Annotated in this window: 21 protein-coding genes and 4 tRNA genes; 19 read left to right on the top strand and 6 right to left on the bottom strand. The window is 38.6% G+C overall.

Annotation, left to right across the window (positions count from 1 at the left end; translation table 11 throughout):
- The first annotated feature begins 13 nt into the window (after positions 1-13).
- From C7384_RS06130 to C7384_RS06155, 6 genes are all read left to right on the top strand, one after another.
- Positions 14-721 (top strand): CPBP family intramembrane glutamic endopeptidase, encoded by a 708-nt coding sequence (locus C7384_RS06130; protein ID WP_089939568.1) that lies wholly within the window; start codon positions 14-16, stop codon positions 719-721.
- A 231-nt stretch (positions 722-952) separates the two neighbouring features.
- The gene (locus tag C7384_RS06135; RefSeq protein ID WP_089939565.1) at positions 953-2,308 is read left to right on the top strand and encodes a sugar porter family MFS transporter; all 1,356 of its coding nucleotides are present in this window, start codon (positions 953-955) and stop codon (positions 2,306-2,308) included.
- A gap of 125 nt (positions 2,309-2,433) precedes the next feature.
- Complete coding sequence (locus tag C7384_RS06140; protein ID WP_089939562.1) at positions 2,434-2,898, top strand: PASTA domain-containing protein; 465 nt, start codon at positions 2,434-2,436, stop codon at positions 2,896-2,898.
- A 189-nt stretch (positions 2,899-3,087) separates the two neighbouring features.
- A complete protein-coding gene (locus tag C7384_RS06145) occupies positions 3,088-3,810 on the top strand; it encodes a hypothetical protein (protein ID WP_089939559.1) in 723 nt (240 codons plus the stop codon).
- 56 nt (positions 3,811-3,866) lie between these two features.
- Positions 3,867-5,168 (top strand): serine-rich family protein, encoded by a 1,302-nt coding sequence (locus C7384_RS06150; protein ID WP_089939556.1) that lies wholly within the window; start codon positions 3,867-3,869, stop codon positions 5,166-5,168.
- Positions 5,169-5,239: 71 nt separating this feature from the next.
- A complete protein-coding gene (locus C7384_RS06155) occupies positions 5,240-5,776 on the top strand; it encodes a YiiX/YebB-like N1pC/P60 family cysteine hydrolase (protein WP_165806785.1) in 537 nt (178 codons plus the stop codon).
- Here C7384_RS06155 and C7384_RS06160 read toward each other — a convergent pair whose 3' ends face one another.
- On the bottom strand, positions 5,777-6,283 hold the full coding sequence (locus C7384_RS06160) for a TetR/AcrR family transcriptional regulator (RefSeq protein ID WP_089939550.1): 507 nt from the start codon (positions 6,281-6,283) through the stop codon (positions 5,777-5,779).
- 128 nt (positions 6,284-6,411) lie between these two features.
- Between C7384_RS06160 and C7384_RS06165 the strand changes: the two genes are divergently transcribed.
- From C7384_RS06165 to C7384_RS06185, 5 genes are all read left to right on the top strand, one after another.
- Positions 6,412-8,688 (top strand): MMPL family transporter, encoded by a 2,277-nt coding sequence (locus tag C7384_RS06165; protein WP_089939546.1) that lies wholly within the window; start codon positions 6,412-6,414, stop codon positions 8,686-8,688.
- 123 nt (positions 8,689-8,811) lie between these two features.
- The gene (locus C7384_RS06170) at positions 8,812-10,602 is read left to right on the top strand and encodes a glycerophosphoryl diester phosphodiesterase membrane domain-containing protein (protein WP_089939543.1); all 1,791 of its coding nucleotides are present in this window, start codon (positions 8,812-8,814) and stop codon (positions 10,600-10,602) included.
- Positions 10,603-10,671: 69 nt separating this feature from the next.
- Positions 10,672-12,024, top strand: a complete 1,353-nt coding sequence (locus tag C7384_RS06175) for a DHA2 family efflux MFS transporter permease subunit (protein ID WP_089939540.1) — start codon at positions 10,672-10,674, stop codon at positions 12,022-12,024.
- A 64-nt stretch (positions 12,025-12,088) separates the two neighbouring features.
- Positions 12,089-12,171 (top strand) — tRNA-Tyr (locus C7384_RS06180).
- Positions 12,172-12,205: 34 nt separating this feature from the next.
- A tRNA-Gln gene (locus C7384_RS06185) sits at positions 12,206-12,277 on the top strand.
- A 69-nt stretch (positions 12,278-12,346) separates the two neighbouring features.
- Here the strand turns inward: C7384_RS06185 and hflX are convergent.
- The 3 genes from hflX to C7384_RS06200 all read right to left on the bottom strand — a co-directional run bounded on the left by hflX (position 12,347) and on the right by C7384_RS06200 (position 15,831).
- Positions 12,347-13,633, bottom strand: coding sequence for a GTPase HflX (hflX, locus tag C7384_RS06190; protein ID WP_089940400.1), 1,287 nt, complete (start codon positions 13,631-13,633; stop codon positions 12,347-12,349).
- Positions 13,634-13,649: 16 nt separating this feature from the next.
- Positions 13,650-14,315 carry a histidine phosphatase family protein gene (locus C7384_RS06195; protein WP_089940396.1) on the bottom strand — a complete coding sequence of 222 codons (666 nt, stop codon included), beginning with the start codon at positions 14,313-14,315 and terminating at the stop codon, positions 13,650-13,652.
- A gap of 97 nt (positions 14,316-14,412) precedes the next feature.
- Positions 14,413-15,831 carry a hemolysin family protein gene (locus tag C7384_RS06200; RefSeq protein ID WP_089940394.1) on the bottom strand — a complete coding sequence of 473 codons (1,419 nt, stop codon included), beginning with the start codon at positions 15,829-15,831 and terminating at the stop codon, positions 14,413-14,415.
- 279 nt (positions 15,832-16,110) lie between these two features.
- Here C7384_RS06200 and nrdH point away from each other — a divergent pair, with 279 nt between their 5' ends.
- Genes nrdH through nrdF form a run of 4 tightly spaced genes read left to right on the top strand, consistent with a single transcriptional unit; the run spans position 16,111 to position 19,976 of the window.
- Positions 16,111-16,338 (top strand): glutaredoxin-like protein NrdH, encoded by a 228-nt coding sequence (gene nrdH, locus C7384_RS06205; RefSeq protein ID WP_089940391.1) that lies wholly within the window; start codon positions 16,111-16,113, stop codon positions 16,336-16,338.
- 36 nt (positions 16,339-16,374) lie between these two features.
- The gene (nrdE, locus tag C7384_RS06210; protein WP_089940388.1) at positions 16,375-18,546 is read left to right on the top strand and encodes a class 1b ribonucleoside-diphosphate reductase subunit alpha; all 2,172 of its coding nucleotides are present in this window, start codon (positions 16,375-16,377) and stop codon (positions 18,544-18,546) included.
- Positions 18,547-18,564: 18 nt separating this feature from the next.
- Positions 18,565-19,011: a class Ib ribonucleoside-diphosphate reductase assembly flavoprotein NrdI gene (locus C7384_RS06215; RefSeq protein WP_089940384.1), complete on the top strand. Its 447-nt coding sequence runs from the start codon at positions 18,565-18,567 to the stop codon at positions 19,009-19,011.
- The gene (gene nrdF, locus C7384_RS06220) at positions 19,008-19,976 is read left to right on the top strand and encodes a class 1b ribonucleoside-diphosphate reductase subunit beta (protein ID WP_089940381.1); all 969 of its coding nucleotides are present in this window, start codon (positions 19,008-19,010) and stop codon (positions 19,974-19,976) included. The genes C7384_RS06215 and nrdF overlap by 4 nt, the downstream gene beginning before the upstream one ends.
- A 31-nt stretch (positions 19,977-20,007) precedes the next feature.
- On the opposite strand, the gene C7384_RS06225 is transcribed toward nrdF, so the two are convergent.
- Positions 20,008-20,676: a phosphatase PAP2 family protein gene (locus C7384_RS06225; protein ID WP_089940378.1), complete on the bottom strand. Its 669-nt coding sequence runs from the start codon at positions 20,674-20,676 to the stop codon at positions 20,008-20,010.
- 109 nt (positions 20,677-20,785) lie between these two features.
- Positions 20,786-20,929 carry a hypothetical protein gene (locus C7384_RS08140; protein ID WP_165806786.1) on the bottom strand — a complete coding sequence of 48 codons (144 nt, stop codon included), beginning with the start codon at positions 20,927-20,929 and terminating at the stop codon, positions 20,786-20,788.
- A gap of 94 nt (positions 20,930-21,023) precedes the next feature.
- Between C7384_RS08140 and mutY the strand changes: the two genes are divergently transcribed.
- The 4 genes from mutY to C7384_RS06245 all read left to right on the top strand — a co-directional run bounded on the left by mutY (position 21,024) and on the right by C7384_RS06245 (position 23,437).
- Positions 21,024-22,067, top strand: a complete 1,044-nt coding sequence (mutY, locus tag C7384_RS06230; RefSeq protein WP_089940375.1) for an A/G-specific adenine glycosylase — start codon at positions 21,024-21,026, stop codon at positions 22,065-22,067.
- Positions 22,054-23,154 carry an AI-2E family transporter gene (locus tag C7384_RS06235; RefSeq protein ID WP_089940372.1) on the top strand — a complete coding sequence of 367 codons (1,101 nt, stop codon included), beginning with the start codon at positions 22,054-22,056 and terminating at the stop codon, positions 23,152-23,154. The genes mutY and C7384_RS06235 overlap by 14 nt, the downstream gene beginning before the upstream one ends.
- 58 nt (positions 23,155-23,212) lie before the next feature.
- Positions 23,213-23,294, top strand: a tRNA-Leu gene (locus C7384_RS06240).
- 70 nt (positions 23,295-23,364) lie between these two features.
- Positions 23,365-23,437: transfer RNA gene (locus C7384_RS06245), tRNA-Thr, on the top strand.
- Positions 23,438-23,487: the final 50 nt, after the last annotated feature.

Here is a 23,487-nt window from a genome sequence, read left to right on the forward strand (position 1 = left end):
TTGAGTAAATAATATGACACGTTTAAAACAAATATTAATTTTTATCAGCTTTTTTATCTGGGATATTCTTGTTTCCGGTCTGATTCAAGTTTCCGTTTTACCACGCTTCTCAGTACTGCAGCGGATGGGACTTTTAACGGTTGGCTTGATTGGATCGTTACTCTATGTTTGGGTGATTATTCGGGTCATTAAAGTCCGTCAGCCTGATTTTTCAATCTTACCGATTAATTTCAAAAACTTTCAAAAGGCCTGGTGGTTAATCCGTATGTGGTTAGTCTGCTTACTAGGTTTGGTCGTCTGTGGTATGATTCGGGTTACTCTGTTAGGCAGCAAAGGGGCGGTTTCAGCTAACCAAGAAGGCATTACTGAATTGATAACTTCTTCTGGAACTTATTCCTTACTGGCCATGCTCTTTGGTATTATTATTTTGGCACCTATTATGGAAGAATTGCTTTTTCGAGGTCTGCTATTAGATTACTTTGATAGCCAGAAAAATTGGTGGTATGGGCCCTTGCTTTCGGCCTTTCTTTTTGGCCTAGCCCATGTGATTTTAACTAAATGGCAGACATCAACCTTGTTGGATCTACTGACCTATGCTACTTTGGGTTTGGTATTAGCCTTTGTTTATAAGAAAACGGGTCGGATTAGTAATAGTATGGCCGTCCACTTTATGCAAAATCTTTTTTCAGCCGTACCCTTTATCTTGATGGCACTACGTTAAATTATACTTATGAAACATGTAACAATCTTTGTTTACATGTTTTTTTATTGCCTGCAGTTAAGATTTTTTTAAAAGTGAATAAAATATTAAATGTAAGCGATTTCATTTTGCTTATTGCAATTAAAAATAAGCTGAGTTATATTGAAAAAAGCCTAGAGCTCTGATGAAATTTAATTCAGGGGAGAGTCTAGCAGGAGTCGAATTCGGCTAATATTTTTATAGGAGTTTGCTATGCGAGCAAATGTTATTTTTATCTTTATCTTTGGTGCCCTTGGCGGCCTTTTATTTGGTTTTGATACCGGTATCATTTCTGGAGCGTCGCCCCTAATTGAAGGCGATTTCCAATTATCAGTTGAACAAACGGGCTTTATTACCTCATCGGTTTTGATTGGTTCAACGATTGGTGCCTTTACCATTGGGCCTTTATCAGATCGATTTGGTCGTAAGAAATTATTAATTGTCTCATCTTGGTTTTTTATTGCTGGATCATTATTAACGGCTTTTGCCAATGGTTTTGCCACGATGGTGATTGCTCGAATTGTTTTAGGTTTGGCAGTTGGAGCAGCCTCGGCCTTAACACCAGCTTACTTAGCTGAATTGGCACCAGCCAAACATCGTGGTTCTTTGGGTACGATGTTCCAGTTGATGATTACTGCTGGTATTTTGTTAGCTTATGTTTCTAACTTGGCCTTTTTGGGACACAACCTCTTGGGTGTTCGTGATTGGCGTTGGATGCTGGCGTCAGCTTTAATTCCAGCAGTCTTACTTTTTATCGGTGGACTAGTTTTGCCAGAATCCCCTCGTTATTTGTTTGCTAGAGGAGAAGAAACGGCAGCTCGAAAAGTCTTGGAACGGTTACGTCAAGATGCTCCTCAAGATATTGATGTTGAATTAAAAGAAATGGGCGAAATTCAAAAACAACCTAAGGGTGGTTTAAAAGATCTTTTCACCATTGCTCGTCCAGCTGTGATTGTTGCAATTGGAATTATGTTTTTACAACAGTTAGTTGGTATTAATTCTGTTATTTATTTCTTACCACAAGTTTTTATTAAAGGATTTGGTTTTGATGCCGGTCAGGCCATTTGGATTTCAGTTGGTATTGGAATCGTTAACTTTGTGGTAACAATCCTGGCTACGATGATTATGGATAGTTTTGATCGTAAGGCCTTGTTGATGTTTGGATCAGTTGTCATGACTGTGTCTTTGGGCGTCCTAACTATTTTGAACTATACCGTGAGTGTAAAAATCGCTGCGATTCCAACGATGCTGTTGATTGCAACTTATATCTTTGGTTTCGCTATTTCATGGGGACCGATTGCTTGGTTGTTAATTGGGGAAATATTCCCGGTATCAGTCCGTGGTATTGGTTCGTCCATTGGATCAGCAGCTAATTGGATTGGAAACTTTGTTGTTTCTCAGTTCTTCCTAGTTTTGCTGGCTACTTTTCATAACAATGTTGGTGGACCTTTTGGTATCTTTGCGCTCTTTGCCTTCATCTCGATTTTCTTCGTTAAGTATTTAGTACCTGAAACGCGGGGCAAGTCATTGGAAGAAATTGAGATGGAGTTGCGTGAAAAGCAGTCTTAATTTTTCAGGGCCGATTTTTCGGCCTTTTTTATTGCATTAATATTTAAAAATACCTATCATATTGGGGAATAGATTTGTTACAATGGGTGGCATGTTTAAATTCATTTTATTGAGGAGGTAATGGCTTGTCTAAGAATAAATTCGTCGAATCTTTAGAGAAAGTAACAGTTGGGGTAATGAGTCCAGCTGTATTAGAAAAAGTAGCACAGACTGTTAATTCAGAAGTTGCTAAGCGTAAAAACTATATTAAAATTCCCAATGTAAAGGGATTATCACCGCAAGAAGCTGGTAAAATTTTAGAAAGTTATGGTTTTGAATATTCTAGTTCGTTAACTGTGCCAGGTTCGCGTTTGGCCAATAAAAACGCTGATCAAATTATTACCATTCGTCCTCATTCAGGCCTAGTTGTTAGTCCTGACACCCATATTAAGTTATATTATGCCGATGAACAGATTATTGAACGTAGTAAAGAAATTGAAGTAGAAGAAGAGGAAGCCAAGCAACGCCATCATCAACAACGGGAAGCAGTTGCTAAAGAAGTTAACGGTTTTTCGAAAAAAATATTAAAAAAATTACCATTTAAAAAGTAAAATCAACTGCGGTTGATTTTTTTATTTTCACTTTTTTACTACCTCAGTGAAGTAAATTAGGAGTGCGTGGTTCCTCCGGTCAATTTTAAATGAATTATGATATACTTGAAAGGTATATCAGATTGGGAAGAATGTATGTAATTAGTATTCAACACTGTTATCTATTATCATTTGAGAGGGAGTTTAGATGTGGCTGATTTATTAGTTCACTGGATTTTATATATTAGCTTAACTTTAATTGCGTTAGAAGTTATTTATGCTTTCTTCCGTAGACAAGCATCGGCAAAACCAGCACGGGTTCGTTACCGCTACGGATTACTGATTGCCATTGTTTTGACCACTATACTATTGATTTTAAATCAATTTGTTCAAAGCATGAGCCAAAGCATCTTATGGTTAGGTTATTTTAGTTTGTTTATTTCTTTGATTCAGATTGCAACAGCTTTTCTGGGCAAACGGGGCCTTAAGCCTTCTAATTTTCAAAAGTTTTTACGGATTGCTTCAGTGGGGATGATTTTTATGACACCAATTCTATTGTTGTCAGATAATATAAAGGCCACCACGACTAACCAAAATTCAAAAGAAGAGCAATCTGATTCAACGACTAGTTCTAAAAAATCGACTGCTAAAAAAAGTAGTAGTAAGGCTAGTTCTAAAACAGCCAGCTCGGATCAAAAGGGAAAATCCCAGAACTCTGATAGTAATCAAGCCAGTACAAATGCTGGTGTTACTGGCGCAGGACAAGGAACTGCTAATGTTGCCGGAAGTGGTTCATTAGGTGGTAATAGTAGTCAGATTCCAAGTTACTACGGTGGCCCAGCAGCTAAGCAAAATCATATTAATGGCACCATGAGTAATGATAATAAAGCCAATGATTTACCCGCTACTGGCGTAACTACTAATAACAATTAATTAAAGACCTAGTAAAATTAGGCACTTAGAATAAAATTTATTTGGAGATGGTAAACATGAGTAATAGTTCAGATTTTTCACCTTTTATTGCAGACTCGACTAGTGCACAAGAATCAACATTCATGAGTCAATCGACATCTGAAAAAGAATCAACAGTTAGTGTCATTAGCCAATCAAATGCAGCTAGTATGATTTCATCCCTGTCTTTGTCTTCTTCAATTTCACAAGCAGAAGAAGAAAGTCAAATGCGCAGTGTGGAAACATCAGTTTCTGATAGTGTTTCAACATTAAATAGCCAGTTAGTGGAAGATTCGGTTAGTGTTTCGAATTCCAATGCAGCCAGTGAATCGGCTTCACATAACTATTCAACGTCTAATAAGGAATACTTATCACGTTTGCAGTCTGATATGGGATCGCAATCTCTAAGTACCGAAGCGCGATGGTCAGAATTACAGTCAACTTCAGTCGCAATTTCTGAATCTAACTTGCAGAGTATGGTTGAGTCTGAGCAAAGTTTGGAATCACGTTCGGACAGTGCAGTTCGTTCAACCTTCTTCTCACAATCACATTCTAATGAAGCTTCTCTTTGGACTAGTCAGTTGAATTCAAGTGTTCAAAGTACTTCAACTTCAGATTCACTAATTTACTCGTTGTCAACAAGTAGTTCTGATTCTGGTTCAACCAGTGCCTATAACTCCATTAGTAACTCGAATGCTAGTGTACGTAGTACTTCTGAGTCCTTGTCACAACTTAATTCTGAATCAGTACTCCATTCTGAGATGGAGATGCGTAATTTTTACGCAACCGCTGGAGCTCGCTTTGAACCCCGTTCAGAAAGTACAATTTTTCGAATAAATGAGAGCCAATCAACACTTACTTCAACATCGGAAAGTGAATCGGCTGCTCAGTCAACTAAGGCGCAAGAATCAGAATCATTGAAGCTTTCAAATTCCGATAGTCTATCAATGCTGATTTCTGAAAACTTAACTTCAATTCGGACATCACGCGCGGTTTCTAATTCAGTCTCAGAATCTGAAAGTGTTTCACTATCATCATCAGATAGTACTGCCTCAATGAGCACGTCACAGGCTAATAGTGAATCAGCAGCTTCTATGGATGAAGAGCAGTCAGCCTCAGAATCTCTTTCTACCTTCAACAGTAGCTATCACAGTATTTCCCTAGAAGAGTCACAGTCACATGCTGGTTCAATGGGGGGACAACATTCTGAGAGTGAAGCTCAAAACTCAGAAAGTACAAAGGAAGAGTCAAATAACGATAGTGACGAAGCGGACGATAAGAAAAAGCGTCCCCGTCGTGGTGCTAAGTTAATGGAATATTTTGGTGTCGACCAAGATTAATGTAAAAAAATCAGTTCATGCAAAATGAGCTGATTTTTGTTTAGTTAAAATTTATATTGGAGAACATGCAGATGGAAATTCGTGAAGGTGATTTACTTTTTGTGCGAAGCGGTCATAAAAAATTAGATCAAATGATTGCGCAAAGTACAGGTCAGAATAGTTATATTCACGTTGCCCTTGTGACTAAGATTAAACCAGAAGTACGGGTCATCCATGCCAGTATGCCAGCTGGCTGTTTAGCAGAGACCTTGACTGACTTTCTGGTGAAAAGGCAAGGCTTAGTTGATCTGTATCGGATTAATGCCCCGAAAAATGATATTTGCCGGGCGATTGGTAGGGCACAAGAGAATTTAAATCGGCCTTATAATTATAGTTTTTTACCAGGTGATGAAGGACTCTATTGCTCAGAACTGATTACCGAAGCCTTTGACGGGCAAAATATTTTTGAATTAAATCTACTTGAGTTTGGTGGACCCCAAGAACAGGAATATTGGACGAAATACTATGCCAAGTTGGGAATGGATTTACCGCAAGGAGTCTATGGGAGCAGTCCTAATTCTTTAGTGAAAAGTTCTCAACTCAATTTTATCGGCGAATTGTCGGATTGATTAATCAGTTGGAAAGCGCTTAGTGCGAATAATTTCATCTAAAATACGATAGCCTTCGGCTGTATCATAGGGGTGTTTACGCTGTTGGTTCCAAATGCTGACCACATAGATTTCGCCGAGCGTCCAAATAAATTCGGGATCATCAGATAATTTGAACAGGTGTTTGAACACGGCTGTATCAAAGATTTTTTTGAATTCGGTATCCTGGAGTTGAAAATCTAAAATATCAATATATTGATTCATCTGGAGATCTTGCAGGATTGAAAATGGCGAAGCTTTAAATGTATCTAAGTCAACGTGTTCAAAAAATTGTTTAAAGGTAACTGATAAGATAGCATTCATCAGGTCATATTTATCATGGAAATGGCGATAAAAGGTGTTGCGATTGATGTCGGCAATATCACAAATTTGTTTGATACTTAATTTAGAAAAAGGAACCGTTTGTAGAATTTTCATAGTGACACTGGTGATATGTTGGTACATTAATTGTGATCGTTTAGTTGGCATTTATTTACCTATACATTTTTGGGAATCTGTCTACTTTATAGACAGTATACCATTTTTATCTCTTTACCCAGCTAAAACACCCTAGTAGAATAACCCACAGTTACTTTTATATATAGGAGGAGCAAACGATGCTCAAACGGTTAGGAAAATGGATTTATCATAATAAATTCAAAACCCTATTGGCATGGCTAGTGCTACTAGTTGCATTTGTCTGGGGTGCAGTTGGTATGGGATCACATTTCGTCACTAATCTGTCGATTTCTGGGATTCCCTCCACTGAGATTCAATCAACTTTGGAAAAAGAATTTGATTTAAATCCAAATAGCGGAACCTTGAAAGTAGTTATTCAGCATAAGGATGGCGATGGCGTTAATAGTGACGAAATCAAAAACCAAGTTGCTCAAGCTACGCAAAAGGCTCAGGATAAATATGGGTCAGATATTAAGTCAATTTCTAATCCTTATGAATCCGGCATTATTAGTGAAGATAAAACGACTACTTATGTGGACGTGACCTTTAAACAAAGTGGTCAAAACGTTCCTTACACATTAGTTAATAATGTTCGTAAGATTTTTGATGATAAAGTTAAGGATAAAGGCACGACCTTAGCCTATACTGGTTCAGCTCGAGTAACGCCAATGGATTTGGGTGGTACATCAGAAATTATTGGTGTAACCATTGCCTTTATCTTACTGTTGATTCTCTTTAGGTCCTTTGTGACTGCTGGTATGCCAATTGTTAGTGCCTTAGTTGGTTTGGGTAGTGGTGTCTTACTGATTACGATTGGGACAAATTTCTTTGATTTAGCTAACGTTGGTGAAACTTTGGCAGTTATGCTGAGTTTGGCAGTTGGTATCGACTATGCCTTATTCATTTTGAACCGGTATAAAACTGATTTGGCTGATACCGATGGTGATCAAGCCGAAGCCTTGGGTCGGGCCCTACAAGAGGCTGGTAAGTCAGTGATCTTTGCTGGTGTGACAGTTATTATTGCGGTATGTGGTTTGAGCCTCTTGGGCATTGACTTCGTCTCAGCGATGGGATTTGCCGCAGCTGTGGGTGTATTCTTTGCCCTCATTTCGGCTTTGACCTTCCTACCAGCTATGATTAGTTGGGCTCAGAAGTTTATTAAGCCTAATACAAAAACAGTCGATGAAATGGCTGCTAATCCAAGTAAGGCAACTTCATTTTTGGTTAAGCATCCTTGGACAGTTGTAATCGTTGGGGTGGCCGTTCTACTTGGATTGGCTGTACCCGCTGGACATATGCGGATGGGCATGCCATATAATGGTTCCTTACCTGAAAATCGTACTGAACGTCAAGCTTATGACATTATTTCAGATAAGTTTGGTGAAGGAGTTAACTCACCTTTGATTGCCGTGGTGGAATTAGATAAAACCGCTGATGATGAAGAGAGTTTGGCTAAGATTGCTGATCATCTAAATGGCTTTGATGGGGCTAAAACAATGCTACCAATGGTTGATCAGGCTAAGGCCCAAGCCTTAAAGACTCAGTTAACGCAACAGATGCAACAACAGGCCATGGCTCAAGCTCAGGCAACTGGCCAAATGCCTACTGATCAGCAAAAGGCCGAAGCTGCTGCTAAGATTAAGGCAACTATTTTACAGCAAGCATCAAAGCCTTATAAAGTAAGTGCTGATGGTAAGTATGCCATGATGGTTGTGATTCCTAAGAAGGGTTCAGAATCTGAGCAAACTGAAAAGTTAGCTAATCAGATTAAGGATTACTCTAAGACCACTGAAAGCAAGTACCATGCTAAGATCACTTTGACGGGTGTTAGTGCTGTGAACCTGGATATCACTGATAAACTTAACCGGGCGACCCCAGTATTTGCCGGTATTATCATTGGTTTGGCATTCATCTTATTGATGTTAGTATTCCGCTCATTTATCATTCCTTTGATTGCAATGGCTGGTTTTGGTATTTCCCTCTTAGCTTCATTTGGTTTCACTACCTTGGTAATGCAAGACGGCTTCATGAAAGGCTTCTTTGGTATTAGTAAGGGCGCACCATTGATTTCATTCTTACCGGTGGTCGTAATTGGTATTTTGTTCGGTTTGGCGATGGACTATGAAGTCTTTATGGTTTCTCGTGCTCGGGAGGAATACTTGAAGACCGGTGATAATAGCCGTGCTGTGATTGTGGCCCTACAAGATAGTGGTCCAATCGTTATTACCGCAGCTTTGATTATGATTGCGGTCTTTGGTAGTTTTGCCTTGAATCCTGATCCAACTATTAAGTCAATGGGACTAGCATTATCCTTTGGTGTTCTCTTCGATGCCTTCATTGTGCGGTTGATGATTGTGCCATCCATGATCCAAATTTTTGGTAAGTGGAATTGGGCTTTCCCGGGCAATAAGCGGAATTGGATTTCTGAAAAATAAATATCAGCATAACAGGCACAGCATCGATTGATGTTGTGCTTTTTGTTATGAAGAGGTGTTTTTAAAATGCCTATCTTATGCTATTCTTAAGAAGATTAAATTGCGATGGGGTAGAGATTTATTATGAAAACATTACGATATTTATGGCGTGGCAATAGCGCCTTTTACAAAAACTGGTGGCAATATGCGATTTTAGTGGTAGTTGTGCAAGCCGTCATCAAGCACCTATTTATTCCACTTTATACGTTAGCTTTGGAAGTTATTTTAGCTGTTTTTCGCATTAATTACATTTCTTATAATAATTTAGGTGTACTACTGAAATATGGCGGATTACCGCTGATACTGATTGTAATCTTAGCGATATTGATGCTACTAACGGCCTATCTTCAATTTGCCTTTATGTTGACTAGTATCTATCGGATTTCTAGTGGTAAAGGGTTGGAATTATTGGCTGCTGGTCGGGCTGCCTGGAATAGTTTACGCTCATCTTCATTACCGGGCATTGTTCTTTTCTTGCTATATGTAGCTCTGGTATTACCAACTTCTTCTTCTTTTTTCACATCAAGTTTACTTAAAAAAGTAGTCATTCCAGACTTTATTTTAGAATTTTTATCTCAAAATATATATTATGCGATAGCTATTTTTGTTGGCTTTTTAGTTTTAACTTACTTCTCGATTCGATTAGTACGCGTGTTGCCATTGATGTTAGATAATGATTACGGTTTTAAGGAAGCACTTCATACTAGTTGGAGCGAAACCAAAGGTCACTTTATCCGCTATGTCATCCGGGTGGCAATTATTGCGGCATTAACTGTGATTAGCATTACCTTGGCCAAATTGGCTGGGGTTGCTTTGCAGGAAATGTTTGATGTTCATTGGAAGCATTTGGCCTTTGCCTCGGGTATTTTCTTAACCTTTTCAGTTGAGATTATTGAAGTATTATTAAAAATATTTGAAACAATCTTATTAGCCTTTATTATTATTTTTCCAAATGCAATTCCACTTAAAAAGAGCCCTACTATCTGGGCTACTTTCCGACGCCAGAAGCGGGCCAAGGTGGTTTTTGGTACTAGTATTACCATTTTTGCCGCAGTCTTAGTTCTGTTTAATATTTCTTATCTAGTTGGTTCCTTTGGTAGCGCCAAGACCATGTTAACGATTTCTCATCGAGGAGTTGACGCTGGTAACGGTGTTCAAAATACTTTACCAGCCTTAGAAAGGACCGCTAAGGTTAAACCAGATTATGTCGAGATGGACTTGCACGAAACCAAAGATCATCAGTTTGTTGTCATGCATGATGAGAATTTAAAGGCCTTAACGGGCGTTGATCGGATTCCTCATGATATGACTTTGGCTGAGATTACCAAGTTGACAGCCCATGAAAATGGTCAAGAGGCTCGGGTGGTTAGTTTTGATGATTATTTAGCAACGGCGGAACGATTGAATCAAAAACTTTTGGTTGAAATTAAGACAACTAAATATGATAGTCCGCAGTTAATGGATAACTTTAAAAAGAAGTATAGTAAACGCTTGATGCAAGATCATGACATGATTCATTCTTTAGATTATCGTGTTATTTCTAAATCAGAAGAACTAATGCCGAAAATACCGGCTAGCTTTATTTTGCCGTATACTTTAATCTTGCCCAATACGAATGCTAATTTGTATACTTTGGAAGAAACCACTTTGAATCAAAAAATTGTGGATGAAGCTCATAATCATAATCAGCGGGTGTTAGCTTGGACGATTAATGAGGAAAGCGACATGCAACAAATGGTGTTCTTGAACACAGATGGTATTATTACTGATAATCTAACTACCTTAAAAGAAGTTCTAAAAGATCAAAATGATAATCCATCGTATGCCAAAAGGATGTCGCAGCTGTTAGATGTTAATTGGCAATCAGCCTTTTAAATTTATTAACACTAGTGTAGAAACTAGTGTTTTTTTGTTTTTTTATAAAAAATAGGTAAGATATAAGTTATGAAATTAAGTGATAAATTAACATTAGCAATTATGATTGTAGGTTCATTTCTAGGTGTCTTTAGTTCCACTTTAATGAACATCGCCCTACCAAATTTAATGACTGCTTTTCATATATCAGTTTCCCAGGTCCAATGGGTGACGACTGGTTATATGCTAATATCGGCCTTGGTTATTCCAGCTAGTTCTTATCTCATTAAAAAATATTCGATGCGCAATTTATATCTGAGCTTTGCGACGATATTTTTATTAGGATCAATTTTAGGGGCTTTAGCGCCAACTTTTTGGTTAGTTGTTGTCGGTCGTATGATTCAAGCTCTAGGCGCCGGCGTACTGTTTCCATTGGTGATGGTTGCTGGTTTGAAATATGCCCCTAAAGAACATCGGGGCATGGTTATGGGCGTAGTGGGCATGGTCTTTAATTTTGCGCCCATTATTGGCCCAAGTATTGCTGGTATTATTCTAAATGTGGCTTCTTGGCGTTATCTTTTTATTGTATTGATTCCTGTTATTGCAACAACAATTATAGCTGCTGGGGTAGTATTGCCCAAGGAACAAATGCAAGGGGATGAACATCTAAATTATCGGGGATTAGGACTGCTGTCGCTTAGTTTAACCGCAATTTTGATTGGTCTATCTAATATCGGTACGATGACTTTTATTTCTTGGCCGGTCCTGGGCAATCTACTGGGTGGAATTATGGTTGGTTTACTATTTTTACACTATCAAGAATGCAGTGCCAATCCGGTGATTGATTTACAAATTTTTAAAGATCGGCAATTTAATTTAGCTAATAGCATTAATTTTTTGTTAACTTCAACTATGTTTAGTAATACGATTATTTTGACACTCTTGATTCAAGGCGTTATGAAACAAAATCCACTGGTTTCAGCCTGGGTAATCTTGCCAGGAGCCTTATTAACAGGAGTATTGTCGCCACTTTCTGGCCGCTGGTTTGACCGTTATTCCATTAAAAGGTTAACTTTAATTGGATTAAGTTTAGATATTTTGGGTACGATTTTGCAACTTAATGTAGAGCTAAAGTTTGCCTTTTGGATTTTATTGGGGGCCCAACTCATTCGCCAATTAGGTTTGGTAATGGTCTTAATTCCGATTCAAACGCAGGCGGTTAAAACATTATCACCCCGCTTAATTCCAGATGCTATTCCGGCTTATAGTATGTTTCGTCAGATTGCTAGTTCAGTTGGAACAGCAATTATCGTGGGAATTATGTCGATTGCTGCTTCGGTGGTTGGTACTGAGGCTGGCGAAGTAGCAGGTATTCGAGTTGGATTTGCCATTTCTTTAGGAATGATTATTATAGCCTTAGGTCTTTCACGGCGATTAAAATAGTTTGGACGAAATGATTGATTATTAATTTGTAAATTGTTATAATATAAAAGTTGTTTGAGACAACGGGAGTGTAGCGAAGTCTGGCTAAACGCGACGGACTGTAACTCCGTTCCTTCGGGTTCGTAGGTTCGAATCCTACCGCTCCCATACCGTGTCATAGCTAACGGTTATAAATAGCTATTGCCCCTTGGCCAAGTGGTAAGGCAGAGGTTTTTGGTACCTCCATGCGCTGGTTCGATCCCAGCAGGGGCAATCAGATGAGACAGTCAGTGATGGCTGTTTTTTTGTACATAAAAACCGATCCATTGCGGATCGGTTCTTTTTAAATTTGGTAGGCTTGGTATTTAGTCAACTCTTGTGGTGAAAGTACTAATTCAATAACTGTACCTTCTTCGGTATAGTCTTCCTGTAAGAAAACGTGTTCACTACTCAAAGTAGCAACTAGTTTATTTTCACTAAAAGGAATCTTTAATGTAACTGGTTGACTATCGGCAAAAATATTTTGCTCAATCAGTTGAATTAATTCGTCTTGCGATTTTAAGTCCAAGGCTGAAATGGTAATCGCATTTTCGCCATCCACTGTGGGATAGGGTAAGTCGGTTTGATCGGCCTTATTGAAAACGGTAATCATTGGTCGATCGGTGACCCCGATTGATTGAAGGGTTTCTTCCGTCGTTTTCATCATTTGCTGATAATTGGGGTCAGAAACATCAACCACTTGTAATAATAAATCTGCCTGGCCGGCGGCTTCCAAAGTCGATTGAAAGGCAGCAACTAAGTTGTGGGGGAGTTTAGAAACAAAACCAACCGTATCACTTAGTAGGAGCTGGCGCTTATCAGCTAAGGTTAACTTACGAACAGTAGTATTTAAAGTGGCAAAGAGCATATTCTTTTCAAAGACTTGTTTGGTGGTGTCGTTAACTGCACCTACGCCAAAACGTTCTAATAGACGATTCATCACGGTTGATTTACCGGCATTAGTATAGCCAACTAAGGCGACAGTTGGTAGCTGACTAGCTTGACGCTGGGCGGTACGGGTATCTTCGTCTTTGATTAGTTCAGCAAGTTCCTGCCTGATATGAACCATTTCACTGGTGATACGGCGGCGAGATTGTTCTAGCTTAGTTTCACCAGATCCACGGCTGGTAAACCCAGCACCACCCGCACCAGTTTGCTGATCAAGACTGACCGACATACTAGTCCGTAAACGTGGTAGTTGATATTGTAAACGAGCAAGCTGGACTTGGAGTTTAGCAACCTTAGTTTGGGCTCGTTGGGCAAAAATATCTAAAATTAAACCAGTCCGGTCAACGACTGTAGCATCAGTTAATTTTTCTAAGTTACGAATTTGGGAAGGGGAAAGTTCATCGTTTACAACGATTAAATCAACTTCATAGCTTTGAACGGCTTGCCCTAGTTCTTCGACCTTACCCTTACCAAAATAAGTTGCGGGGTTAGGTCGGTCTAGTTTTTGTAAGAATGTTTCAACTGGCTGGAGATTGTTTGCTTCAGCTAAATTAGCTAATTCGGCCAACTCATAATCAATATCTTGATCTTGCTGACCTTGTAGACCGGCTAGTAAAACCGGACGGAGTGTATTATCTGTCATTTAGACTACCTTTTTCTTAAAAATAAGTTTCAGTATCATTGAAGGAAATTACTTCAGCTGTGGTATCGGTTAATGATAGTTGCATCACGGCTCCGTTTTTGACTGAGTTCAGGGCTAGGTCACTGCGACCAAACATATCGGCAATGGCTCGGATGGTCGTACCATGAGCCACTACTAATATTTGGTCGCCATCTTGATGGGCTTGACGCAGTAATTCAAAGCCGTGCTGGACCCGATCATAGAAGTGTTGATAATTTTCAGCTAATTGATAAGGGTCATGGTTGTGGAACAAGTCCATGACAGCCTGCATGCCAATGCCCGCTACCATGGCGCTATAGTCACTATAAATCGGCTTAACAAAGCCATTCAAATAGGTAACTGTAACTTGAGAATCAATTCCTTCAAAGGAGCCAAAATTTTCTTCACGAAAATCGGGTAATTGGACCGGTTCTTTAGGGGATTTGGCTTGGTTTTCGGCTAAAATAAAGCGGGCCGTGTGGATAGCTCGTGTTAAATCGGAGGAGTAGGCGCCATCAAAAGCGATTTTTGCTAAACGTTGCCCAGCTTGATGAGCATCTTGAATACCCTTGGTTGTTAGAGGGGCATCCGAATGTCCTTGAAAGCGACGTGTCAAATTAAAATAGGTTTCACCGTGGCGGACCATGTAAATAGTAATTGCCATAAAGTATAGTTCCCTTTCATCGTATAAGTCTTTTTCTCTAGTTTATCATTATTTGAGAGCACATAAAAAGCTCACCATGATGGGCGAGCTAGATAGATTAATCTTTTTGAGAATTTGAATTAGATGTATTAGGAGAACTGGTAGCACTTTCTGACGATTCTTCATCATGATCGTAAATACCATTACTATTAACATCTTGGAAAGGTTTAGGAAGTTCCTTGACGGCAAATTCAGGGATAAAGGCGTTATCATAGTCCAAAGCCATAATCTGGAAATTAGCAATTTGCATGGTATCACCAGTCCTAAAGTCTGGATCTTTTTTCAACACATAACCGGTTAAAGTAACCGCTTCATCGTCATCTAATTCTTTAACGTTGGTATTAAAGTAGCGTTGGAAATCGTATAGGGTCGTCTTACCAGATACCTTATAGCGATGATCACCAAGTTTTTCGATGTATTCGTCGGATTGATCATCCATTTCGTCTCGAACACTACCAAATAACTCTTCATAGATATCTTTGTCGGTAATGATTCCGGCTGTTCCACCATATTCATCAACTACAACGGCGATGGGAGAGCGCTTCATAATCATTTCATCCATTACGTCGTGTAAATCCATATTTTCTGGCACGGCGGGGATGTCACGCATAATTTTAGCGATTGGCTCATTGCCACTAATCCGACCTTGGCGAACTAAATCATAGTTGAAGACATAGCCTAGAACCTTATCTTTATCATTATCAGCTACAACCGGAAAACGTGAATGGCGCTTTTGAAGATAAAGATCAACTCCTTGGTTAATTGTATCTTTGACGTCGATAACATCCATTGATGTTCGATCAATCATAATATCAACGGCGACTTTATCGTTCATTTCAAAGGCACGTTGCATGAAGGTTAAATCTTCGTCATCTAATTCACCGGCTTCAGCAGCATTTCTTGATAGGGATAAAATCTCAGTTTGAGAGTAGATATCGTGATCGTTATCGACTTGGAAGCCGAGTAAACGAGTAACAGCATTTGAAAGATGGTCTAATATCCAAATCAGCGGAAAAAGGGCGATATGGAAGAAACGTACCGGACGAACAATTAACAAAAGAACTTTAATGGGTTCTTCAATAGCGATGTTTTTAGGTACTAAGTCAGTAAATACGGCGTGAATCACTGTAAAGATGACAATCGCAGCTACAGAAGCGACTGCGTGAGCGTACTCGCTAGGAATAATATGTGATGATAAGATTAAATTAGCAACGGTTTCTTCACCGACCCAACCTAAGATCAGACTAGTTAAAGTAATACCAACCTGGGCGGTCGAAAGATATTCCGTTAGATGCTCCACCATATGAATCGCTTGACTGATTTTTTTTGATGGGGTTGTACGATCTTCTTGCATTGCTTGTAAAGCGCTCAATCGTACTTTGACTAATGAATACTCAGTTAGGGTAAACAAGATAGCCAATAATAAGACAAATAAGATGATAATAAAATTGGTCATCATCGAGGGGCCAGAGTCCAAAAGAAATACCTCTTTCCTTAGATAGTAAAAATAAATGTTACACTAGGGCATATTATAACAAATTTCACCAAGATTGGTAAAAATTAGCCCACTGAAAAATGAGTAAAATTTTGTTTTATTAATATTAATTTAGTAAAGCTATTGTTGTCGGGCTTTGATGGGAACAAATGTTTGAGAGGCTAAATTTTGACCTTGAAGTATCAAGGTAAATAGGTAAACTAGTAGATAGCTTTTCCAATGGAAAAATGCAAATTAAAAAAATTAAAGGAGGTCGTTACTATGTTAGCCGTGACTGTTTATACTAAAAATAATTGTGTGCAATGTAAGATGACAAAGAAATTTTTAGATCAAAAGGGTATTGAGTATCAAGAAATCAACATTTCCCAAGAGACCCAATACATAGATCGATTGCGTGAAAAAGGTTTCCGTCAGACTCCAGTGGTCATGAGCGGAGAATTGAATTTCAGCGGCTTCCGTCCAAGTGAGTTAGAAAAAATTCAAGCTTAACGGATTTTAGTGCCATATAACTAGAGTGGAGCATGTATGTCTTTAAAAAATATTAATATCGACGAAGTTACTTATTTTGATTTAAATAATCAATTAAACATTCCTCAAGATGGTCGTATTCAGTTGGATAAAGATCAAGAAGCTCTTGAGGCTTTTTTAAGCGAAAATGTAAATCCTAATTTAAAGCACTTTGACTCAGTGGCAGAACGTTTTGAATGGATGATTGATAATCAGTTTTTGGAACGAGATTTTATTGAGAAGTATGATATGGCCTTCATCGAAAAGCTATACGACTTCCTGGAAAAACAAAATTTTCAGTTTGGCTCCTTTATGTCAGCTTTTAAATTTTATAATCAGTATGCGCTTAAAACGAATGATGGTGCCTATTATGTAGAGCGGTATTTGGATCGGATTGCTGCTAATTCACTATTTTATGCGGATGGTGATGAGCAGTTGGCCCTTAATATCGCCAATGAAATGGTACATCAACGTTATCAACCGGCCACGCCTTCCTTTTTAAATGCTGGGCGTGCCCGTCGCGGAGAGTTGGTTTCGTGCTTTGTTTTACAATCATCAGATGATATGAATTCAATCGGCCGAGTGGTTAACTCAGCTTTGCAACTTTCTAAGATGGGTGGCGGGGTTGGTATTAACCTTTCCAATGTCCGTGAAGCCGGTGCCCCGGTCATGGAGATTGATAACGCTGCCGGTGGAATTGTTCCCATCATGAAGTTATTGGAAGATTCATTTACCTTTTCATCCCAGGTAGGTGCCAGACAAGGTGCTGGTGTTGTTTATCTTTCTATTTTCCACCCTGATTTGCTGACTTTTTTGGCTACCAAAAAAGAAAATGCTGATGAAAAAGTCCGGGTTAAAACCCTCTCTTTGGGTTTGACAATCCCTGATAAATTTTATGAGTTAGTAAAAAATAATCAAATGATGGCTTTGTTTAGCCCAGCTGATGTTGAAGCAGAATATGGCGTGCCATTTAATTACGTTGATCTGACTGTCGAATATGACAACATGGTGGCTAATCCTAAAATTAATAAGCGCATGGTTTCAGCCCGGATGGTCGAAGAAGAAATATCTAAACTGCAACAGGAATCTGGTTATCCTTATGTGATTAATCTAGATACAGTTAATCGAGCTAACCCAATTGCTGGTAAGGTCGTTTCATCTAACCTTTGTTCTGAAATTCTGCAAATTCAGGCGCCTTCTAAAATTAATGATGAGCAACAATATACGCAATTAGGAGAAGACATTAGTTGTAACCTAGGGTCAATTAATATTGTTAACATGATGAAAAGTCCTGACTTTGGGGCATCAGTCGAAGCAATGGTTCGGGCTTTAACGTACGTTTCGGATGCTTCTAATTTGAATGTTGTACCATCTGTAGAATATGGTAATCAATCTAATCATGCGATTGGTTTGGGTGCCATGGGCTTGGCAGCGTTCTTTGCTCAAAACAAGATGTTATATGGTGATCAAGAATCGTTAGACTTTACCAATGTCTTCTTCATGATGCTTAATTTTTATTCATTAAAAGCATCAATGCATATTGCCCGTGAACGTCAACAAACCTTTAAGGACTTTGATAAGTCATCTTATGCTGATGGTTCGTATTTTGAGCGTTATATTAATAATAGTTATCAGCCTAAAACAACTAAGGTTGCTGAGCTTTTGCGTAATTTACCGGTACCGAATCAAGATGATTGGTTGGCTTTGAGTAATAAAGTTCAAGAATACGGGCTTTACAACGCTTACCGGCATGCCATTGCACCAACTGGATCAATTTCGTATGTCAATAATACGACAGCTTCCTTGCTTCCAATTGTTAATCGTGTCGAAGAGCGGCAAGAGGCAATGATTGGTAAAATTTATTATCCAGCTCCGGGTTTGAATAATGAAACCATGCCATACTTTATTTCGGCCTATGATACTGATATGCGTAAAGTTATCGATATTTATGCAGCAGCTCAAGAACATGTTGATCAGGGAATGTCTTTGACCTTGTTTATGCGTTCTACTATTCCAACCGGCCTGTATGAATGGAAAGATGGGCGCACTAACAAGATGACGACTCGTGATTTGTCTATTCTTAGAAATTATGCTTTCCGAAAGGGAATTAAGTCGTTATACTATGTACGGACTTTCACTGATGACAATGAAGAATCTGGTGTAAATGAGTGTGAGAGTTGTTCGATTTAATTTTGAAAGGTTAATTACATGGTTGCCATTAATGTCCTATATGCTTCAATAGAAGGAAACACTCAATCGTTCATTAATAAACTGCGGGAAGTAAGTGAGGCAAACGGTGATATTTTAAATAGTAAACTGATTGGTGATGAAACCGAATTCGAACAAGTAACACAGCCTTTTGTAGCTATCGTACCAACCTATTTAACCGGTGGGACAGGTACTGGACCAGAAGTAACTGAAATATTTACCAACGCCTTAGGCGATTATATTGATTTTTCGGATAATCGTAAGTTCTTGGTTGGTATTGTTGGTTCTGGTAATCGTAATTTCAACGTTCAATATATTTTAACTGCTAAACGGTATGCCCAAAAATATCAGGTACCGCTTTTAGCCGACTATGAGTTACGTGGAAGTCGTTTTGATGCTCAAAAGATTTATCAAAAAATTAAAACGATAGTAGGGGAGTCAAAATGAAACATATACAAGATGGTTCTTATGTAGCAATTAATTGGAATCATATTGAAGATGAACTAGATAAAGCAACCTGGGAAAAATTAACACAGCAATTTTGGTTAGACACCCGAATTCCAATTTCTAATGATTTGAGAACTTGGCATGGAGAACTTTCGGCTGAAGAACGTGATGTTGTTAATCGGGTTTTTGGTGGTTTAACAACGCTGGATACTTTACAGTCACAAGATGGTATGGCTGCTTTGCGCGCTGATGCTGTCAATCAAAAAGAAGAAGCGGTCTTAAATAATATTCAATTTATGGAGTCCGTGCATGCCAAGTCTTATTCTTCTATTTTTGAGACGTTAAACTATAAAGCTGAAATTGAAGAGATTTTTGATTGGGCTAACCATGATGAATTTTTACAGTTTAAGGCCAATCGAATTAATGATATCTATCAAAAAGGTACGCCTTTACAAAAGAAGGTAGCTTCGGTGTTCTTAGAGACCTTCCTATTCTATTCTGGTTTTTATACACCCCTATATTACTTAGGTCATAACTTGATGAATAATGTGGCGGAAGTGATTAAGTTAATTTTGCGTGATGAGTCGGTTCATGGAACTTATATTGGTTATAAATTCCAAATTGGTTTTAATCGTTTGGATGAAGAACAGCAGGGAGAGCTACAAGAGTGGATGTATGACCTGCTGTATGAATTGTACGAAAATGAAGAAAAATATACGCATGAATTATATGACGGATTAGGTTGGACAGAAGATGTACTAACTTTCTTGCGATATAATGCTAATAAGGCTTTAATGAATCTAGGACAAGAGCCACTCTTCCCAGACGGAGCAGAGGATGTTAATCCGGTCGTTATGAATGGCATTTCAACTTCGACTGCCAATCATGATTTCTTCTCCGCAGTTGGAAATGGTTACTTGTTGGGTGAAGTTGAATCTATGAACGATGAAGATTATCAAATATAAAAAGAACGAGGATGATAAATCCTCGTTCTTTTTATATTTCTTCATGCTGGAACATTCGGAAATTATTTTTAAGGTAGTTAGCCATTTTAGGATAACAGGCTGCAGCTAAAATTACCCAAGCATAGGCAAAGAATAAACCGGCCAGTACATCGGAAAGAAAATGAGCACTAAGATACAGCCGTGATAACATCGTCATAAAGCCAACGGTAATGATTGCCCACTTAGCTAAGATTCTTGTAACAGCTGAAGATATGTTAGGCATTACTAACAGGAACATGATGAAGATAACAACAAACGCTCCGAAAGTATGTTGACTGGGAAAGGAAGAACCACTATCCGTCAGCAGATGTCCCACAGGACGATCACGGTTAACGAGCATCTTAATGATTCGCATTAACCCTTGTCCTAATAGCATGGTTGAGATGGTCCAGATTGCTGGAATTTTCAAATCAGCCAGTAGCAAGATAACTGCTAATATAATGACATAAATGATATCCATTGCTGGAGAACCAAGGAAGGTTGAAATAGCCATCATGATGTCCCCATAAGGAGTCTGGATTGTTGTCATGAATGCTCGAACAGCTTCGTCAATATTACCAGGAAATGGAAAGTTTGTTCCTATTAAGGCACCTAAAATAATAGCTAATAAAGCTACAAAGACTGCCCGCCGTTTTTGTTTTGGTTGGACCGCGATAATCATATGTAAACTTCTCCAAGGCCGTAATCAATTTCTAGTATTTAGTATACCGATGAATTTAGTGCTAAACAAGTATATAGGTAAATAAAAAACTAGCTTAGCAGCTAGTTTCTTACTTAGTATTAGGAATTTCTTCAACTTTACCCTTAGCCCATTGTTGTAATTGGGCGATTGCGCTTTGGCGCTTCTTCTTTGCTGCGTTATGTCCGACCTTACGAGCACGGGCAAATGAATTAAGAGGCTTCTTTAATGCCATAATACACTCCTTATTTTTTAAATCCAAAATATACGTAATACAAAATTTTATTTTACTCTAAAAGGAAGGTGATTTCAAGTGTATAATACCAGTTATGGAAATTTGGAATCAAGAACAAATCAATTCTTTTAGAGCAACTTTATTAGCATGGTATGACCAAGAAGGTCGTGATCAACTTCCATGGCGTGTAAATCATGATCCCTACCGTGTTTTGGTATCGGAAATAATGTTGCAACAAACGCGAGTAGAGACGGTTATTGAGTATTTTAATCGCTTTATGGCGACCTTACCCACAGTGGAGGATTTGGCGCAGGCCGAAGAAGCAACGGTCTTAAAGCTGTGGGAAGGGCTCGGCTATTATTCCCGTGCTCGTAATTTACAACGAGCAGCTCAGTATGTTGTAAACGATTTACAGGGAAAATGGCCCAACAGTAGTGATGATTTACAGGAATTACCTGGCGTAGGCCCATATACGGCAGCAGCGATTGCATCAATTTGCTTTAATGAAGTAGTACCAGCTGTGGATGGTAATCAGTATCGTGTATTTGGCCGTTTATTAAAGATTGATGCTGATATCAGTCAGCCTAAGTCGCGAAAAATATTTTATAATGCGATTGCTCCAATCGTTGACCCTAAGCGACCAGGGGACTTTAACCAGGCTATTATGGATTTAGGTTCGACCTATATGAAGGCTAGCAATCCAGATACGCTTAATTCTCCCGTAAAAGATTACAATGCAGCCTATCGAGATGGCGTTGAGGATAAATATCCGGTTAAAACTAAACGGGTTAAACCCCGCAAGGAACTGTGGCAAGCGCAGGTAGTTTATAATGAAGCCGGCGACTTGCTATTTGAAAAACGACCGGAAACAGGTCTACTATCAGGTTTTTGGACTTTTCCATTACGAAAAATTGATCAAATTGATGATCTTGATGGACAACAACTAACCATTAAACCGGTTGTTCATATTTTTACTCATCGACGTTGGGAAATATGGTTGGTGGCAGTTAAAGCGCCAACTAAGTTAGCAGCCAATCAGCGTTATCTAAGTAGTAAAGAATGGCAAGCTCTTTCGCTCCCTAAGGTGCAACATAAACTATTAGCAAAATTACATGAGGTCACAGATGTTTCCGAATAAAAAAAGTAAAAAACTTTTCTTTTGGACTATTGAATTATTAGCCTTAGCCCTGCTATTATACGTCGTTTTACGGTTTGACTTTGTCATGCACCCAGTTTCAGTATTTATTTCTACTGTGTTCATGCCTTTGTTGATTTCAGGTTTTTTATATTACTTGTTAAAACCATTATTAAAATTAATTGAAAAAGTCCAGATTAAGTCTTGGAAGATATCACATAACTTGGCGGTAATATTGACTTTTCTGGTGTTTTTACTTGTAGTTATTGGTGCTGGCTTAATTTTTGTACCAATTATTATTAATGAAATAACTAATTTAATTAATTCTGTCCCATCCTTTATACGCCAGGGACGTGAAATCACCGACCAGCTGATGCACAGCCATTGGTTTAAGCGGTTAAACATTACGGTTAGTGAAGATGACTTAAAAAATAGCATTAATCAGTATGCCAGTTCTGCCGTATCTATCACAGCTGGTACGCTAAAAAACGTCATTGTTACCACGACCACGGTAACGTTGAATATTCTAACTGTGCCCATCATTTTGTTTTACATGCTTAGTGATGGCGATCGGTTAATTCCGGCTATTCAAAAGTTTTTTTCTAATCGACACAATGATCAAATCGCTGAATTAGCTGGTCAAATGGATCAAACAATTGAACGTTATATTTCAGGACAGGCAATTCAGATGGTGTTTGTTGGATTATCCATGAGTTTAGGTTACTGGATTGCAGGACTGCCTTATATTTGGTTACTGGGTTTGATTGCTGGGATTGCTAATATTGTGCCTTACGTGGGACCGGGGATTGGTGTCATTCCAGCCCTTATTTTGGCCATTCCGTTATCTTGGAAAGCAGTTATTATTGTGCTAGTGGCAATGGCTGTTGTTCAGCAGATTACCGGAAGTATTATCTATCCGGCTGTCTTGGGTAAGAGTTTACAAATCCATCCTTTAACGATTATGTTATTACTATTGGGGGCCGGTAATTTGTGGGGTATTGTTGGTATGATTTTGGTTGTACCAGTGTATGCTATTAGCCGAACGATTGTTTTATATGTAGTTGCTATGAGAAATATCGATAAATTATAAAAAAGGCTTGACGATTTTTTTTATTTTTTGTAAAATAAAATGGTTGTTTAAAAGCAATGCGGGTGTGGCGGAACTGGCAGACGCGCTGGATTTAGGTTCCAGTGGAGTAATCCGTGCAGGTTCGATTCCTGTCACCCGTATCTCAACATTTGAAGAGAATGTTGTTGAAGTATCTGGTATTATGTGATATAATATCTGAGTACTTCTGTTGCCGACTTAGCTCAGTTGATAGAGCACCTCACTAGTAATGAGGGGGTCGCCGGTTTGAGTCCGGCAGTCGGCATTCTTATATGTTTTAATAAAACTCTTAAAACCCCGGTATAATCGCCTTTA

The organism is Convivina intestini (assembly GCF_003096575.1).
Lineage (GTDB): Bacteria > Bacillota > Bacilli > Lactobacillales > Lactobacillaceae > Convivina > Convivina intestini.